The following is a 15,029-nucleotide window of genomic DNA, read 5'->3' as shown; positions in this document are numbered from 1 at the left end:
GTACACCTTCAGATTGCAGACTGGCCGGGTGCCGCCACGAGGGGCAGTTCTCCAGCAAAATGACAGCGCGCCTGGCGTCCAGCGGATATGGTGCGCAAGGGTGGCACCTCGGTTGAACATATCGGCTGCGCATAGGGACAACGTGGATGGAAATGACAGCCAGCGGGCGGATTGACGGCGCTTGGCACCTCGCCCTTGGGCGCGCGCTTTTCCGTGGCTTTGCCGTGACCAAGGCGCGGCACACTGTTGAGCAGCGCTGCGGTATAGGGATGCAGCGGTGCCTTGAACATTGTGCGGGTGTTGCCGGTTTCAACGACCCTACCGAGATACATCACAACTGTTTCGTCGGTAAAATAATTCACGACGCTTAGATCGTGAGCGATGAACAGATAGGTCAAATTGTGTTCGACCTGCAGGTCTTTCAGCAAATTGAGCGTCTGTGCCTGAATTGATACGTCGAGGGCCGATACCGGCTCATCGGCCACCACAAGTTTCGGGTTCATGGCCAGCGCTCGCGCGATCACCACGCGTTGGCGTTGACCGCCACTCAATGCATGGGGGTAGCGGTCCATATAACGGGGCGACAAGCCGACCTGCTCTAACAGTTGAGCCACCCGTGGCGGGATTTCGGCTTTTGGCAGCAGCTTGTTGATGATCAGTGGCTCGGCCACGAGATCCGCCAGCGTCATACGCGGATTGAGGGACGCGTTTGGGTCCTGAAACACCATCTGGATATTGAGCCGAACATGTCGGCGCAGCTCGCTGTCTGCGTAGGCAATATCGACGCGACCACGCTCGGGATCATCAAACTGGATTTCCCCGCTATTCGCCGACAAACCACCCATTATGGTATGACCCATAGTGGATTTTCCGCACCCAGATTCACCTACAAGGCCAACACTTGCTCCGTGCGGCACGTCGAACGAGACATCGTCAAGCGCCCGCACCGTGCTCTTGGCACGGCCAAAAACGCCGCCATTGAGTACAAAATGCTTACTCACCCCGCGCACTGATAATAGCGGGGACGACGACTCCGCCAGAGGCGTTGGTTCGTTCATAGTGCTGCTCATCCTCTCAGCACCTCCAACTGGGGATCAACCAGAAAGCAGCGGGCCTGGTGGCCTTGGCCGCAAGCGTAAAGCTCGGGTAGTCGCTGATCGCATAATCCCGGCATGGCTTCGCGGCATCGCGTGTGAAATGGACAGCCACGCGGCATTTCGTCCGGCGTTGGCACCATGCCCTTGATCGCATTGAGCCGACTTGCCGGATCTGTGTCGATTTTCGGCAGGGAATCGAGAAGTGCCCGCGTGTAAGGGTGCGACGGGCTGGACAACACATCTGCTGCCGCGCCCCGTTCGACCACATATCCAAGATACATTACCGCAATATCGTCGGCGACTTCACTTGCGACAGCCAGGTCATGAGTGATGAAAAGCATGGCCATTCCCAACTCGCTCTGCAATTGCCGCAGAAGGTCGAGAATCTGGCTCTCGGTTGTGACATCGAGGGCGGTTGTAGGCTCATCGGCTATCAGCAGGTTGGGCCCGCAGCATAGCGCCATGGCAATCATCACCCGCTGCCGCATGCCGCCAGACAGTTGGTGCGGATAGCGATCGATAAGAACCTCGGGCTGGGGCAGTCGCACTAGACCCAGCATATCAATTGCGATGTCGCGGGCAGCTGAGCGACTGGTCTTTGGCCGGTGCGCCAGAACCATTTCGACGATCTGCTCGCCAATGGTAAAGAGTGGATCGAACGAAGTCATGGGCTCCTGAAAGATCATCGCGACCTCGGCCCCGCGGAACTGACGCATCTGTTCGGAACTGGACTTCCAATCGGTGATCAAGCGCGCTTCAGCGTCGTCACCGGTATAGGTAATGGTGCCGCTGGCGATCTTGCCCGGCGGGCGCACCAGGTTGAGTAGCGCGAGGCTCGTCACTGACTTGCCGCACCCGCTCTCGCCGATCAATGCCAGGGTTGCACCCTTTTCAATCGCGAAACTAACCCCATTGACGGCGCGCACAACGCCGCCTTCGGTGTGGAATTCGACTACCAGATCGTCAACGGACAGCAGCGGTGAAACGTTGGGCTCAGTCATCACACCGCCTATCGGGAGAACGGGTCGGCAGCATCACGCAAACCGTCGCCGACAAAATTAAAGGAAATGATGGTGAGAACCACGAAGGCGGCCGGAGACAACAGCCATGGCAGTTGCAGGATCACCTGCACGCTCTGCGCCTCGTTGAGCAACACACCCCAACTGGTCATCGGCGCCTTGATACCAAGCCCCAGAAAACTAAGTGCGGTCTCGCCCAAAATCATCGAGGGGATGGTCAGGGTTGCGATCACAAGAATATGGCTCATGGTCGAGGGCAGCAGGTGCCGGAACATGATGCGAGGCGGCGTGGCGTTGGCATAGCTGGCAGCGCGCACGAAATCACTTGTCCGCAGTGACAGCACCATGGCGCGCACCTGTCGCGCCAGTGCTCCCCAACTGAGAATGGACAAGACAATTGAAATGGCGAAATAGACCTGCACGGAACTCCATGTCGGAGGCACCAGCGTCGCCAACGCCAGCCACAAGGGGATCTGCGGGAACGCCAACGTCATCTCGATAATGCGCTGTACGATCTCGTCGAACCAGCCGCCATAGTAGCCGCTGATAATGCCGACACTCGCACCAATCACCAGTGCCAGAATGACACCGAACAGCCCCACCGTCAGCGACACTTGCGATCCATAAAGAATGCGGCTGAACAGATCGCGGCCCGTAGTATCGGTACCGAGCAGGAACAGTTTGCCTGGCGCTTCGACACCGAACAGATGCACATCTGATTTCAAAATGCCTAAAATGTTGTATGGGGTGCCGCGAATAAACAGTTCGACCGGATATCGCACGCTGGTATCTTCAACGCTGACCATGGAAAAGGTTTCGGGGTCCATCGCCCGAGTGATGGCATAGACAAAGGGTTGAAGGTGGAATTGCCCGTCCGCGTCGATGAAACGAATTACCGTCGGAGACGTGCGTGGGAACTGCTGATGTGTTTCACGCACGCCATAGGGTGCGACGAACCCTGCCAGCACAGCCAGCATATACATCACTGTCAGTACCACGAGGCCAAATACTGCGAGCCGATTGCGTCGGAACTTGCGCCACATAAGTTGGCGTACCGACAGGATCGCGGTGGGGCGCGCCGACATGGTTTCGATTTCTGGTTCCAGGTCGGCGGCCAGAGCGCGGGTGTCACTCATAGCGAATTCTCGGATCAATCCAGGCCAGCAATACGTCCGAGATCAGATTACCGACGACGACGGTAATGGCGATCATGACCAGTATGGTGCTGGCGAGAAACACGTCCTGTCGAAGCGTCGCCTGCAGATAGATTGTCTGAATGGTCGGCAGGTTGAGCACGATACTGGTAATAGCGAAGCCGTTAATCAGAAACGCCAGTACCTGACCGAATATGGAAACCAAAGGGTGCAGCGCGTTCCGGAATACGTGCTTCCAGATGATAACGCGCTCCGGCAAACCCTTGGCGCGTAGCGTGACAACATAGTTCTTGCCCAGTTCTTCGAGCATATTGTTGCGCGTAACCCGCATAATCAGTGCCGTACCGGTGAAAGCGACGGCCAAGACACTGAGCCAAGCGTAGGAGAGGAAGTCGAGTATTTTGGCCAGTGTCCATGGCTGGTTGACAAATTCGGGGAGCTCAAGCCCAAAAATACATTCCCGGTGGCAGAGAAGGCGAGGACCAGCAGCACGATGGCCAGTAGGAAGTCAGGAATGCCGACACCCACAAAAGCGAAGATCGTCAGACCAACGTCGCCGACCGAGTATTGGTGTGTGGCAGAATAGACGCCGAGCGGTATGCCCACGCCCCACGAGACGATGAACGCCAGGAATGATACAGCGAGCGTCATCGGTAGGCGCTCCATGATCACGGCGCCGACCGGTCTCAAATCGCTGAACGATATGCCGAAATCGCCTTTTACGAAATTACCGACCCACAGTACAAATCGTTCTGGTGCCGGTCGGTCCAGTCCGAACTGGACCTTGAGGTTTTCGGCTTGGTCCATCATGCCGGTATTGCCGATAGCGGCCTGTTTCAGGACATACTGGTCGACAAAATCGGTCGCTGGCAACTGCATAATACCGAATCCGACCGCCATTATCAGGAGCAGCGTTGGCACCATTAGCGCCAGCCTTTTGCTAATATAGCGAAGCATGGACAGACCTCGATTATGCACAAACCAGGGTATCTGGCGTCACCAGCCGCCGAGTCACTGTGACTGACAGGGCGATGATTGAGGCGCGCCAGCTCGTGCGCGCCTCGAAGTTATTCAGGCCAATCGTCAGGAGCTGAAGTAGAACTGCTCAGGGTCAGCCGTGCCTGGATATCCAAGGTCCCATCCGCCCAGAAGGCCGGTATCCTGGACATTGTGGAGCCGGTTTGAGACGACCACTGGCGAAGGATGCTCGCCGATCGTCCCCAACGAAACCGGGCCTTCATCAAGATGAATTTCGTAGGCGGCGAGTAATGCCTTGTCGCGCTCGGCCGGATCGACGATTGCCACTGCATCACCGTAGGCTTTTTGTAGTTTTTCGAGCATTGATCCTGGGCGCGGCGCCGTGCCTTCTGTGCCACCGCTCTGGTAGTACCGACCCAGATTGATGCCACCGACGCACCACTCGACACCTTCAATTGGCGCCCAGACAGTTGCGGCCGACAGCAATCCCCAGCCAGAGGCGCTTGGCCACGATCGGATCATCATCTCCCTGTTCTGGGCTCTGACAGTCATTTCACTGCCCGCGATCGGATTGAGAATGGTCTCGATGCCGATACCGTCCCAGTCCTCTTTCATCAAATCCATTATGGAATTGGTTTCCGGATCGTCGGTGGGCATATCAATGATCAGCTGAAGCCTGGTGCCATCTGGCCGCTCACGGAAGCCGTCGCCATCTTTATCGACGACCCCAATTGCATCGAGCAACTTTTTGGCGCCCTCGGCGTCGTGGTCGATATAGGAGGTTGACCATTTCTCGTAGAAGGTCTGGCCCTCCGGCGACTGAAATTCAGGACTTTCGGGACTAAGTGCAAACTGCCGGGGCTTGGCCAGTCCATAGGCACCGATCTGATTGTACTTGTTGCGATCCATGGCGAACGAGAGCGCCTTGCGGAACTCCTGCTTGTAGAACAGGTCGACAATGCCCTCGTCGTTAAAGTCGTACATCAATATGATCCATGGCCACGCATAATCACCGCGCTGCCACATCTTGACTTTATATTCGCCCTTCTCCTGATTCTGAAGCAATAGAGAAATATCGCCTAGGTTAAAATCGCGCGCCTGGAAATCTATCTTGCCCGCGACCGTATTGAGAAGCACTGCCTGCTTGAAGCTGTCGGCGGTCGCAAGAGTTGTGTCGAAGCCGTCCACGTAGGGCAATTGCTGCCCCTTGGTGTCGACCTTCCAATAGTATGGGTTGCGCTTGGTCACCAGTCGCTGACCGGCGGTGTATGAGGTGGCCAACCATGCATTCAGCGTTGGCATGTCAAGTTGTTGCGTACGGCTTGCAGTATTGTAGCGGGCCATCAGGTCCTGCGTATCGGCCGCGTCAGAATATTTCGGATGGAATTGCTTCATGTAGTGAGCTGGCACCAGCCATTGCGCGCTCTGGTAGTGGCCACGCGAGGCAAAATCGATGAACAGCGGATTTGGTCCGTCGAAGGTCAATTTGATCGTCAGGTCATCGAGTTTTTCGACGGTCATCGGCTTGTTGTTGACCACTGTGCCCGATGGGAAACTGAGACCGACATCCTCCTCAAGAACCATGTCGTTCCAGAAGAACATGAAATCGTCGGGCCCAAACGGCTGCCCGTCGGACCATTTCATGCCTTTGCGGAAGCGCATGGTAACTTCGGTGTAGGCGTCGTTCCAGTTCCAGGCCTTTAGCACATTTGGCCGGAACCCATTGGCATCGCGGTTAAACTTGGCAAACGGCTCGACCGCTTGCACCATACGCTCCATGCCCAGGTCTTCATTGCTAATGTCGCGGATAGTGCCGCCATATTGGCCGACGCTTTCCACCGGTTCGAGCACCAGTGGCTCCTCGCCTACGCGTTCTGCGGCGGCCGGCAAATTGCCCGCCGTAACATCTGCATCAAGGCTTGGCGCACCGGTTGTGTCGGCGCCGCGAGCCAGTGTGGGTACAGCGGCCAATATGGCAAGCGCTGCCGATGTCTTTAACAAATCCCTACGCTTCATTTGATTTCCTCCCGTCTGAAACATTGCGACCGCCAGTATCACGATCATATGCATCCGAAGCTCGACGGTGCCTTTCGGCGCTGACAGCTCCCAACTGACTGGCCCCTCGTCGAGGCGCGGCTTCGAGCGGCCTCCCCGCGTCAAAGCATATCAATTGTGAAATATATATGATGTTAATGTCAAGACTGGTTAATCAATTACTGCCCACACCAACGAGCAAGCGCGGACCGCTATCGACACACCAGTCCCATCAGCGTCGGCGCGAGAAGCGCAACACAGCGCTTTGGTCGTCACCGAGCGACACTTTTATGCCAACCTGTTCCCAGCCGCGTCCGCTACGAATGACGCCGCCGTCAAGCGATTCATAGCGAGCCTCTGGATCTAGGCCGGTCACACCAATTACAGGCGCATCGGTCGGGCGGCCAGGACGCAACCGATATACAAAAACCACCGCCTCGCCCTTATCCTTTGAGACATAAGCAAGTGCACTGATTTTGGAATCGCGCGGCGAGCGGAGACGGTAAAGATCTCCCTCAGAAACTATCGGGCGCAACTGCTTATAGGCAGCGACGTGCTCAACCGCGCGGGCCTGATCGGTCGCTGACCATTCCAGCAAATTACCCCCGACACCGAGAGCGCCTGCCATGCTCACATGAAAGCGGAAGTCGAGCGAATAGCTTTCCTTGTCCTCGTCCGTAACCCAGGCTGCCATGGTCGATGCCGGAAACAGGCGACTATATCCCTCTTGAATTTCCAACCGCGCGGCGGGAACGGTGTTGTCGCTAACCCAGCTTTGTTCGGCCAGTGCCATCATCGCCATATCGACCCTGCCGCCGCCGCCCGAACAATTCTCCCAAATCACGGACGGGTGTCGATGACGTAATTGTTTCCACACCCGATAGACGCCTTCGACATAACGAACCCACAACTCGCGCTGGTCCCGGTCGTGGCCCGACCATCCTGGCTCGCTTACATTCCGGTTCATGTCCCACTTGATGAAGTCGATCGGTGCGTCGGCGAGCAGCCTGTCGAAAATATCGATCAGATAGTCCTGAACATCTTTACGCGCCAAGTTCAGGATTGACTGATTGCGCATAAGAGTGCGTGACCGCTCAGGAAAGTGCAGCACCCAATCTGGGTGGGCGCGATAGAGATCGGAGTCGGGATTGACCATTTCGGGCTCAATCCATAGGCCGAATTGCATCCCATGAGCGTGCACAGCGTCGGCTAATGGCTTGATGCCATTAGGAAATTTTTTCGATCCGGCCACCAATCGCCGAGGCCGGCCTTGTCGTTCTGGCGCCCGGAGAACCAACCATCGTCCATTACGAACAGTTCTACGCCCATTCGGGCGGCCCTGTCCGCCAGTGCGATTTGCCCCGCTTCGTCGACGTCGAACATTGTGGCATACCAGGAATTATAAACCACTGGCGGGATGTAGCCGCGTCGCGGCGCCAACTTGTCGCGCACCAAATCGTGCAGCGCACGGCTGGCGGCTCCATGCCCGCCGGTGACGTAACCGAATATGACATTCGGTGCTTCGAACACCTCGTCGGGCTTGAGTGTCCAGCCGAAATCGTGATCATTCAGACCCAAATGGATCATGCATCTTTCGTCCGCGGTCCTCTCTGCAATGAGTTTCCAGTTGCCACTCCATTGCAGCGTGCCGAACCAAACGGCACCCTGCTCCTCGCCTGCTACGTAGCCCAATCGGTCGCTATCAATGGCGAAATAGGGAACGCCTCCGTGGGACGTAGTGATGCGACGACTCTCCCGAACCAGTGTCCCGAACGGCAGCGGGTCACGCTGAAGCCGGAACTCGTTACCCCAGCGGCCGTCAATGTGAGACAGCGCATAGGGGCCGCGCTCCGGCAGATGAAAACTTGCTGAAAATGCCCGCTCAATCGTTAGCGTCTCGGCGCCGCGATTTCGAATATTAACGCCGCGAGCGAACAGACCGGGCGTCGATAGCTCCTCGACGTGAATGGTAATTTCGAGATCGTGCGCGACGTCTTCCAGGACGAAATCCAACCGAGGCCCGGACTGCTTGGCGCGGACAAAGCGCAGTGCCATATCCCTAAGGCCACTACTAGCAACGACATCAATCGTGCGCTCACTGAAGACACCGCGTTCGCCGGTAACAATGGCAAAAGGCATGCGCTGTTCGGGTGGTCCAAACTCATAGTGACGCGCCGGTTCGGGAACAGGATAGTCGGCCAAATCGGGCAAGCGCTGACCCCAATAGGTTTGCTGAAGTCGGCCTTCGCTATCGACAAAAAACGCACAGGCCGCGTCGCCACTTTCCAACACCCAACCTCTGCCGTCGCCAATCGACCTCACTCGCAGCATCCTTTCAATTACGCATTACCACCAATTGTGGCCATATATTATCGTATTAACTGCTTATTTTATCATATATTATTCTACTTTTGGCGATCATCGTGCCCTGCTCATGGCTCAGTGCGGTGCTGTCGGCATGTCGTGCAACGTGCCGCAGGGACCACCATCGTCATTGACCGCAACGTCCTGGCGCTCACCTTCAAAGCTATAGGCATCATAATATTTACTCATCTCCCTGGTGCTGGCAGGTACGTAGTGAAAGATGAGCGAGCGGCGAAACCGGTCCTTGCTGATATTTGGTGTGCTGCCGTGAATTACGCTGCCGTTAAAGAACAATACGTCGCCCGCATTCAGACGCACATATTCGGGCTCCAATCCCTCTGGCGGCTCCACACGATCAATGGTGAATGACAGCGCGGGATCGGCCTTGTCGGGGCAGGCAATGTCCAGTTGAGCCGTTTGAGGCACACACATCATGCCGCCATTAGCCTCATCGACATCATCTATCGCGACCCACGCCGCCATGCATGTACCCGGCTTTACCCTAAGGTAGAAATTGTCCTGGTGAAGATCCTGCCCGCGCGCGCCCGGTGGCTTGAAATAGAACATGCTTTGGCACGCATAGGGCGTCTCACCAAAAAGTTCACTGAGGACCTGTTTCAGCCTGACGTCCCGCATATATTTGAGTGTCAGCGAACCAACCAGCTTATCAGCGTGTTTGTGTGGGTGCATCATTCGTGGATAGAAGGACAGCGGGTCGTCGCGGTTGGGGGTCGCCGCGGTAGCGGCATTCTCGATCTTTGGCAGGTCCGACAGCCCAGCAACCGGGCCGTGCTTGCCCTGCTCCATGAATGTCTCACGGATCATGATCACCTCGTCAGGTCGAAAGAGCCCCCTAACGGCCAGAAAACCGTTCTGATCAAAAAGTTGGCGTTGTTCCCTGGACAGAGTCATTTGTGGCATATGCAACCTCCTAGTATGTCGAAACTATCGGGTCGGGTCCGCAATGGCGATTGAACATCCTGTCGAATAAATATAATAATCTGCTATGGTGAAAAGCACACAAGGCCGAGTGTCTGACTATTCGCGGATATTGACCGGGCACTTCTATAAGACATCCGGGTACAGCACGTTCCGGGACATCGGCGCGTCGGATTGGCTTATGGTCTACACTGCCGGCGGCATGGGACGTTTTGGCCATGAGGGAGGAGAGATCATCGTCCAGCAAGACGACTGGGTGTTGATACCGCCGGGCGCCCGGCACGACTACGGCGTCGAATCGTCATTGGCGCATTGGGAACTGGTGTGGGTGCATTTTGATCCTCATCCACAGTGGCTCAATTGTTTAAACTGGCCAGTCGTGCACGGCGGACTGATGCACCTCAATATTGGCGGATCGGTGGGCCGAGGTGTCGCAAGCCGGTTTATGCAGGTTCACCAGTTGCACAACAGCACGTTGCACCGCCGAGAAGCAATTGCCATCAATGCGTTGGAAGACGTGCTCCTGCAGTGTGACCAACACAATCCGGGGGCCGTGCGTGATCACGGAGACGATCGGGTCAGCAACGCAATCGGTTTCATGGAACAGAATCTGCAGAAAAATATTGGCGTTGATGATATTGCCGCTGCTGTTGGCCTATCAACATCGCGGCTTGCGCACCTGTTTCGGGCCGAATCCGGTCGAACACCACAAAATTATCTTGAATCTCTGCGGATGCGCCGCGCTGCCGAAATGCTTGGCCGGACGAATTTCCGTGTCAAACACATCGCCGCAACAGTCGGTTATGAAAACCCCCTATATTTCTCACTCCGCTTCAAGGCCTGGGCCCAAAAAGTCCCACAGAATTCCGACAAACTGCAACTCCTATTGAGAAGTCGACTGGAAGAAAATTGGCCGGCCGGTAGCACGCCCAACAAGACAGTCAATTGGTCAAACAACGCAAACGCAGTTAGGCGAACTCCTAGAGCCCCGATTTGGCGTTATGCATGGGCAAAGCCGCCTGCGGCCGCGATCAGTTCGGCGTAGGTGCCGCGCTCTGTAACTCGGCCACCTTCGATCATGACGATATGATCCGCACGCTCAATGGCAGAGGGCGATGCGCCACCACGAGCACCGCCTTCTTGGCCGCGATCGCTTCGATGGCATCCAAAATTCCTTCCTCGCGCTCACTGTCGAGATGCGAGGTTGCCTCGTCCAATGTGAGCAGTGGCCGATCCCGGAGCACCGCGCGGGCACATGGCCTGCCATCACCGCGCAAGCGCAAATCTGTCGAAATGATCACGTTGGAAGCTCCAAGCCGCGCCAACTTGTTCTCGATAGCGATAGCCTCAGCATAGCGGCTCCCCAGCGAGAAACGGGACGGACTGGTATAGCCTCTGGGTGTGCGGGGTCTATTGGATGGCCAATGCAGGGGCTGAAATGCTCATGAGCTTGCCTCCCGGTCAACGTGCCGATGTTTCCACTCAAAGTGCCAAGGTCCCTTAGCGTTTTGTCGAGTTGGACGCGGGCGTCCTCTATCTGCTTGGCCACCCTTTGGTGCTGGTTCACGATGTTCATGATCATGTTGCGGTGAGCCTTGGCGGCAACCAACGGTTCGTTGAGTTCGACCCCAGCTCCAGCAGCTCCTTGGATGGGCCACGCGTTCTGGCCCGAAGTTGGTTTTGCGGATTTCCTCGACCACTTGCGCGGCACGTTCATGTCAATGCCGACGCGGGCGTCGTTCCAATCGGCGCAATAGCCGGTCCTTTCATCGACATAGACTTCTTCGAGCTTGGCAAAGATCAGGCGACGATCCTCAAGCACCATCTGGCGCGGTGGCTCTATGCCGGTGCCAGGTTTAAGGACGTGAACTTCCAGATCAATGCGCGGCATTGGACGTGCTTTCTGTGTTGGAGCTGTGTGTGGTGGTGATTTGCGCGCGGCTTTGAATGATGGGCGGGACGGGTAAATGCCTTTGGAGCAAATAGGACACCGGGGCGCGCCTTAAGCGCTCCGTCGAACCGCACTTGCCGCATTCGAGCTGGTAGCCCCGCCCACCATTTTGCGCAACAAACTGCGCAACCTATTTTTCAGAAAATGCCGGATTTGCTGGTGTTTAGAGACGGATTCGAATCCCGCCGGGTTCGCCATCTTTTGGAATCACCACTGGTGGTTCACTTCCAAGCCCGGCCAAACATGTGGTGAGGTCTTTTTCTAAGTTGGTATTGCGGTTGCGTCACAATATCTATTCCGATAGCCGATAGATCGGACCATCGCCCTCATGCGTTAGTTCCTTGATCATATCGACGCGGTGTCCGTCGAAGTGATAGGAAAAATGGCGCGCCTGAACAGGAATTCCCTGCACATCTGGATAAAACCCGGCAAAACACAGTGCGCCGGGTTGGCGCACACTTGGAAATAAAATCCCATTCCCCCCCGCCGCAATCACCTGCCTGGCAAAGGCTTGTGAAGCGACATAGCTATCAGCGTCCAAAACTGCGTCAAACCCACCGCCACAAATGTCGACAAGTTCGGCGTCGAGCTTACCGACCAGTTCGCGCATTTGCGACAGCCAGCCCGGCGCCTCCTGTGTGGCCAAAAAGAATTTTGCCGCATGGAATACAGTTTCCGCCACCGCCGTCTCAAAGCTGTCCGCACCGTAAAACGCGCCAAAATGGCCGGTATGGAAGCGCCCCGGCTTGTCTGGGCTGCAATGGGTGAACGGGGCCATGACGTAAGATGCCCCTGCCCCGACCGCGCGCCGCGCCACCGGCACAAGGTCCAGTTTGCCGATACTCTCGGCAATGCGTGGGTTGGTTTTGGCCTCCGCGCTTGCCAGAAGATTCCAGTCGCGCGGGTCGGCAATGTCTTCAAAAAGATCAATCGGCGGGTAGGCCGAGTTGATGAGCCGAAAATATTGCGGCCAGCGCACCCGTGTGCGCGGCGGCGCTACCATGCAGCCCGCTGCGCATCGAGATAATGACGCACCCGCATCAAATCCGTGAGATTGCCATTCAGCATCACCTCAAGCGCACTTCGTTCGGCAAAATCGATATTGGCTTTTCTTACCCACGCATAAGCCCGGCTGGCATCGCTGAACAATAGTCGCAGCGCCTTGTGAATACCGAGGAGATTGGACAGACGTGCCGCCAGATCGCGTCCCACCCGACCATATTGCCCTTCTTTCCAGCGGGCAAAGGTGCGCGTGGAAATATCGCCCAACAGAATTGCTGCCTCCGTGTCAGTCACCCCCCATTTATCAAACAGCGTGATAACCGCGCGCTGCATGGCAGCGGTTTCCTCAGTCGAAAAATCCGGCTGCACAGAGGGTGGCGGTAGGTCAAGAATGTGAAGGTGAACCATGTTCATCGCTCCTGTCATTTGTCATATAAATAGCAATTATACGACAAATGTCAAGACAACCCCGATCGAGTTCGCGTCAGCTTCGCACGAGTTTTTGCTGCAACAGAGCCTTTTTGAGATTTCGGTTTCCGCGCGTGCCGCTGTGTCACGCCGCTCTGGCGCCAGTATTCTGGATTTCTTGCGGTCTACCGCGACACCATCGACAACTCACACTGGCGCAGTGTCATCACAATGGCCCACCGTTGATGCAATACCGGGCATTCCCGTCGACTTCCCGGTTCGGAAAACCCTCAACAAATTCCTTGTAATCAGCAGGATTCAACTTGCCCGCCCTTGACGAACGTTTACTATTAATGATTTATTAGCTACCTTACTTAAGGTCTTATTGATAATGTTTTTCAGCAGGCAGAACTCGAAACCTCAGCCAGACTTGGCCATGGCCCGCGCACAATATTCGTTGGCGGAGCTATCCTATGCGGCCAATCTCTCTTGTTGTGGACGCGGCGGTCGGCTGGGAAATCGGGATCTGCAGGGAGTGTAAATCTCTGCCCTACTGCTCCGAATTGTGTCGGAGGAACGACAGAGTGTTCTTTATTCACTCGGCAAATAGTGGCCGTTTTGGCCAGCATGAAAAAGCTCGATGCCGACGCGCCTTAGTTGGGAACAACGTCGACGCCAAATCTGGCCCCGGGCCGACATATTATTGAAGCGGCAGCGATGTCGCATATTTTGGAGAATAGGGAAATGAAACTCAAACTTGTATTTGCAACCGCTACGGCCCTGAGCCTTCTGGTAGGCACGGGCGTGGTGCTGGCAGCCGGCGGTGGGTCAGTCTATCTCACCCAGACCGGCAACTCGCAGACTGCAAATGTTGACCAGACCGGCGGGTCTGGTAACGCCGTCGGCAATTCCGTTACGGCGTTTATTCAGCAAAACGGCGCAGGACACGGCGGCAACGAACTTGTCATCAACCAAAACACCGCGACCAACTCGGAGCTCTCGAACCTCGGTGCCTTCATCGCAGCAGGCTCAGGCAACTCGGTCGCAGGTTATCAGTCCGGAACCGGGAATAGTGCCGAGATCGATCAAGGGGGCAGCAACAGTAGCGTCACCCTGAAACAATCAGGCAAGGGCAACGGTCCGAACGGTAGCGGCTGGTTTAATGCATCGTTTGGCAATCTGATCCTTCAAGATAAGACATCAGACCACAGCAAGATCAATTTAACGCAGACAAATAACGTAAACGCCACAAAGAGCAATCTCTTCAGCATCGGCCAGGGTGGGTACAACAACGAGATAACGGCTACCCAAACGGGCCACAATGATCTGTGGATCCGGCAAGGAACAACCGCACCGGATTTGTGGAGCTGGACGCATGGCAACCCCTTCGACCCAGCCTATACCGGGTATTCATTGTCGTCGCTGACCAATAGTCAAATTACCGTCCACCAGACAGTGGGAGGCACTAATCCGAGTGGCGTCAACTATGCCGCCTTGGGCCAGGGTCACGGCAACAACGACGCGATAACTGTCACGCAGACTGGGGCAGCTAACGCCGCCGATGTGAACCAAGTGGGTAGCAACAACATTTTCGTTTCGACCCAGACGAGTAGCAGCGTCAACGCTGGCTGGAACTTCATCGGCGGCGAAGCTGGTTGGCCGAACACTAGTCCCAATCCTCTTGTGTCGAGCAATGGTGACTTTCAGCCCATTACCCAGATCGGAAATGGCAATGAGTACTATAGTACCCAGTCGGGTTCGGACCTATGGGCATTTGGAAGCCAACTTGGTGATAACAACTTCCTGAATAGCAGCCAGAGCGGCAGCCAGAACGCCCTTTACACCGCCCAAATCGGCAACTCCAACACCATCTACTCCGTACAGTCCGGAAGCCTAAATGTTGCCACGGTTAGCCAACAAAACAGCGGCAGCCTCGCGAATGTCGTCCAGAATGGCAACAGCAATTCCGCAATAGTCAATCAATAGAACCTTTGGGGCGCGCGCCGCGCGCCCTTTTCATGTCCAGAAGCAGGATGGGTGACTGGGGCAATGACGACGTCGCCGCCAGTTGGGAAGGCCCGGC

14 protein-coding genes and 1 pseudogene are annotated in these 15,029 nt (G+C 56.1%); 2 read left to right on the top strand and 13 right to left on the bottom strand.

Translation table 11 applies throughout. The annotated features are described in order from the left end of the window. Positions 1 to 8: 8 nt before the first annotated feature. The 9 genes and pseudogenes from PSQ90_RS14870 to PSQ90_RS14830 form a co-directional block, all read right to left on the bottom strand. Entirely contained in the window at positions 9 to 1,058 is a 1,050-nt protein-coding gene (locus PSQ90_RS14870; RefSeq protein WP_282211058.1) for an ABC transporter ATP-binding protein, read from the bottom strand. An 8-nt stretch (positions 1,059 to 1,066) separates the two neighbouring features. Then, on the bottom strand, positions 1,067 to 2,098 hold the full coding sequence (locus PSQ90_RS14865; protein WP_282211057.1) for an ABC transporter ATP-binding protein: 1,032 nt from the start codon (positions 2,096 to 2,098) through the stop codon (positions 1,067 to 1,069). Positions 2,099 to 2,106: 8 nt separating this feature from the next. Then, positions 2,107 to 3,252, bottom strand: coding sequence for an ABC transporter permease (locus PSQ90_RS14860; protein ID WP_282211056.1), 1,146 nt, complete (start codon positions 3,250 to 3,252; stop codon positions 2,107 to 2,109). Further along, the gene (locus tag PSQ90_RS14855) at positions 3,245 to 3,634 is read right to left on the bottom strand and encodes an ABC transporter permease (protein WP_282211055.1); all 390 of its coding nucleotides are present in this window, start codon (positions 3,632 to 3,634) and stop codon (positions 3,245 to 3,247) included. The genes PSQ90_RS14860 and PSQ90_RS14855 overlap by 8 nt, the downstream gene beginning before the upstream one ends. Beyond that, positions 3,604 to 4,227, bottom strand: coding sequence for an ABC transporter permease (locus PSQ90_RS14850; protein WP_282211054.1), 624 nt, complete (start codon positions 4,225 to 4,227; stop codon positions 3,604 to 3,606). The genes PSQ90_RS14855 and PSQ90_RS14850 overlap by 31 nt, the downstream gene beginning before the upstream one ends. A 126-nt stretch (positions 4,228 to 4,353) precedes the next feature. Further along, positions 4,354 to 6,264: an ABC transporter substrate-binding protein gene (locus PSQ90_RS14845; protein WP_282211053.1), complete on the bottom strand. Its 1,911-nt coding sequence runs from the start codon at positions 6,262 to 6,264 to the stop codon at positions 4,354 to 4,356. 250 nt (positions 6,265 to 6,514) lie between these two features. Continuing rightward, complete coding sequence (locus PSQ90_RS14840; RefSeq protein ID WP_282213082.1) at positions 6,515 to 6,817, bottom strand: GH36 C-terminal domain-containing protein; 303 nt, start codon at positions 6,815 to 6,817, stop codon at positions 6,515 to 6,517. 36 nt (positions 6,818 to 6,853) lie between these two features. Next, positions 6,854 to 8,613 (bottom strand): annotated as a pseudogene (locus tag PSQ90_RS14835) (alpha-galactosidase); the annotation flags it as partial. 108 nt (positions 8,614 to 8,721) lie between these two features. Then, on the bottom strand, positions 8,722 to 9,567 hold the full coding sequence (locus PSQ90_RS14830) for a phytanoyl-CoA dioxygenase family protein (RefSeq protein ID WP_282211052.1): 846 nt from the start codon (positions 9,565 to 9,567) through the stop codon (positions 8,722 to 8,724). A 199-nt stretch (positions 9,568 to 9,766) separates the two neighbouring features. Here PSQ90_RS14830 and PSQ90_RS14825 point away from each other — a divergent pair, with 199 nt between their 5' ends. After that, entirely contained in the window at positions 9,767 to 10,630 is an 864-nt protein-coding gene (locus PSQ90_RS14825) for a helix-turn-helix domain-containing protein (RefSeq protein WP_282211051.1), read from the top strand. A 31-nt stretch (positions 10,631 to 10,661) separates the two neighbouring features. On the opposite strand, the gene PSQ90_RS14820 is transcribed toward PSQ90_RS14825, so the two are convergent. The 4 genes from PSQ90_RS14820 to PSQ90_RS14805 form a co-directional block, all read right to left on the bottom strand. Next, positions 10,662 to 10,886: a P-loop NTPase family protein gene (locus tag PSQ90_RS14820; protein WP_282211050.1), complete on the bottom strand. Its 225-nt coding sequence runs from the start codon at positions 10,884 to 10,886 to the stop codon at positions 10,662 to 10,664. Further along, positions 10,883 to 11,476 (bottom strand): hypothetical protein, encoded by a 594-nt coding sequence (locus PSQ90_RS14815; protein ID WP_282211049.1) that lies wholly within the window; start codon positions 11,474 to 11,476, stop codon positions 10,883 to 10,885. Before PSQ90_RS14815 ends, PSQ90_RS14820 begins: the two co-directional genes overlap by 4 nt. 352 nt (positions 11,477 to 11,828) lie before the next feature. After that, the gene (locus PSQ90_RS14810; RefSeq protein WP_282211048.1) at positions 11,829 to 12,539 is read right to left on the bottom strand and encodes an RES family NAD+ phosphorylase; all 711 of its coding nucleotides are present in this window, start codon (positions 12,537 to 12,539) and stop codon (positions 11,829 to 11,831) included. After that, positions 12,533 to 12,946, bottom strand: coding sequence for an MbcA/ParS/Xre antitoxin family protein (locus PSQ90_RS14805; protein WP_282211047.1), 414 nt, complete (start codon positions 12,944 to 12,946; stop codon positions 12,533 to 12,535). Before PSQ90_RS14805 ends, PSQ90_RS14810 begins: the two co-directional genes overlap by 7 nt. A 744-nt stretch (positions 12,947 to 13,690) precedes the next feature. On the opposite strand from PSQ90_RS14805, the gene PSQ90_RS14800 reads away from it, so the two are divergent. After that, the gene (locus tag PSQ90_RS14800; RefSeq protein WP_282211046.1) at positions 13,691 to 14,932 is read left to right on the top strand and encodes a hypothetical protein; all 1,242 of its coding nucleotides are present in this window, start codon (positions 13,691 to 13,693) and stop codon (positions 14,930 to 14,932) included. Positions 14,933 to 15,029: the final 97 nt, after the last annotated feature.

The sequence above is a fragment of the Devosia rhodophyticola genome (genome assembly GCF_028816475.1).
GTDB classification, from domain to species: domain Bacteria; phylum Pseudomonadota; class Alphaproteobacteria; order Rhizobiales; family Devosiaceae; genus Devosia; species Devosia rhodophyticola.
The sequence above is the reverse complement of the archived record's forward strand: the minus strand, read 5'-3'. Positions and strand labels throughout refer to the sequence as shown.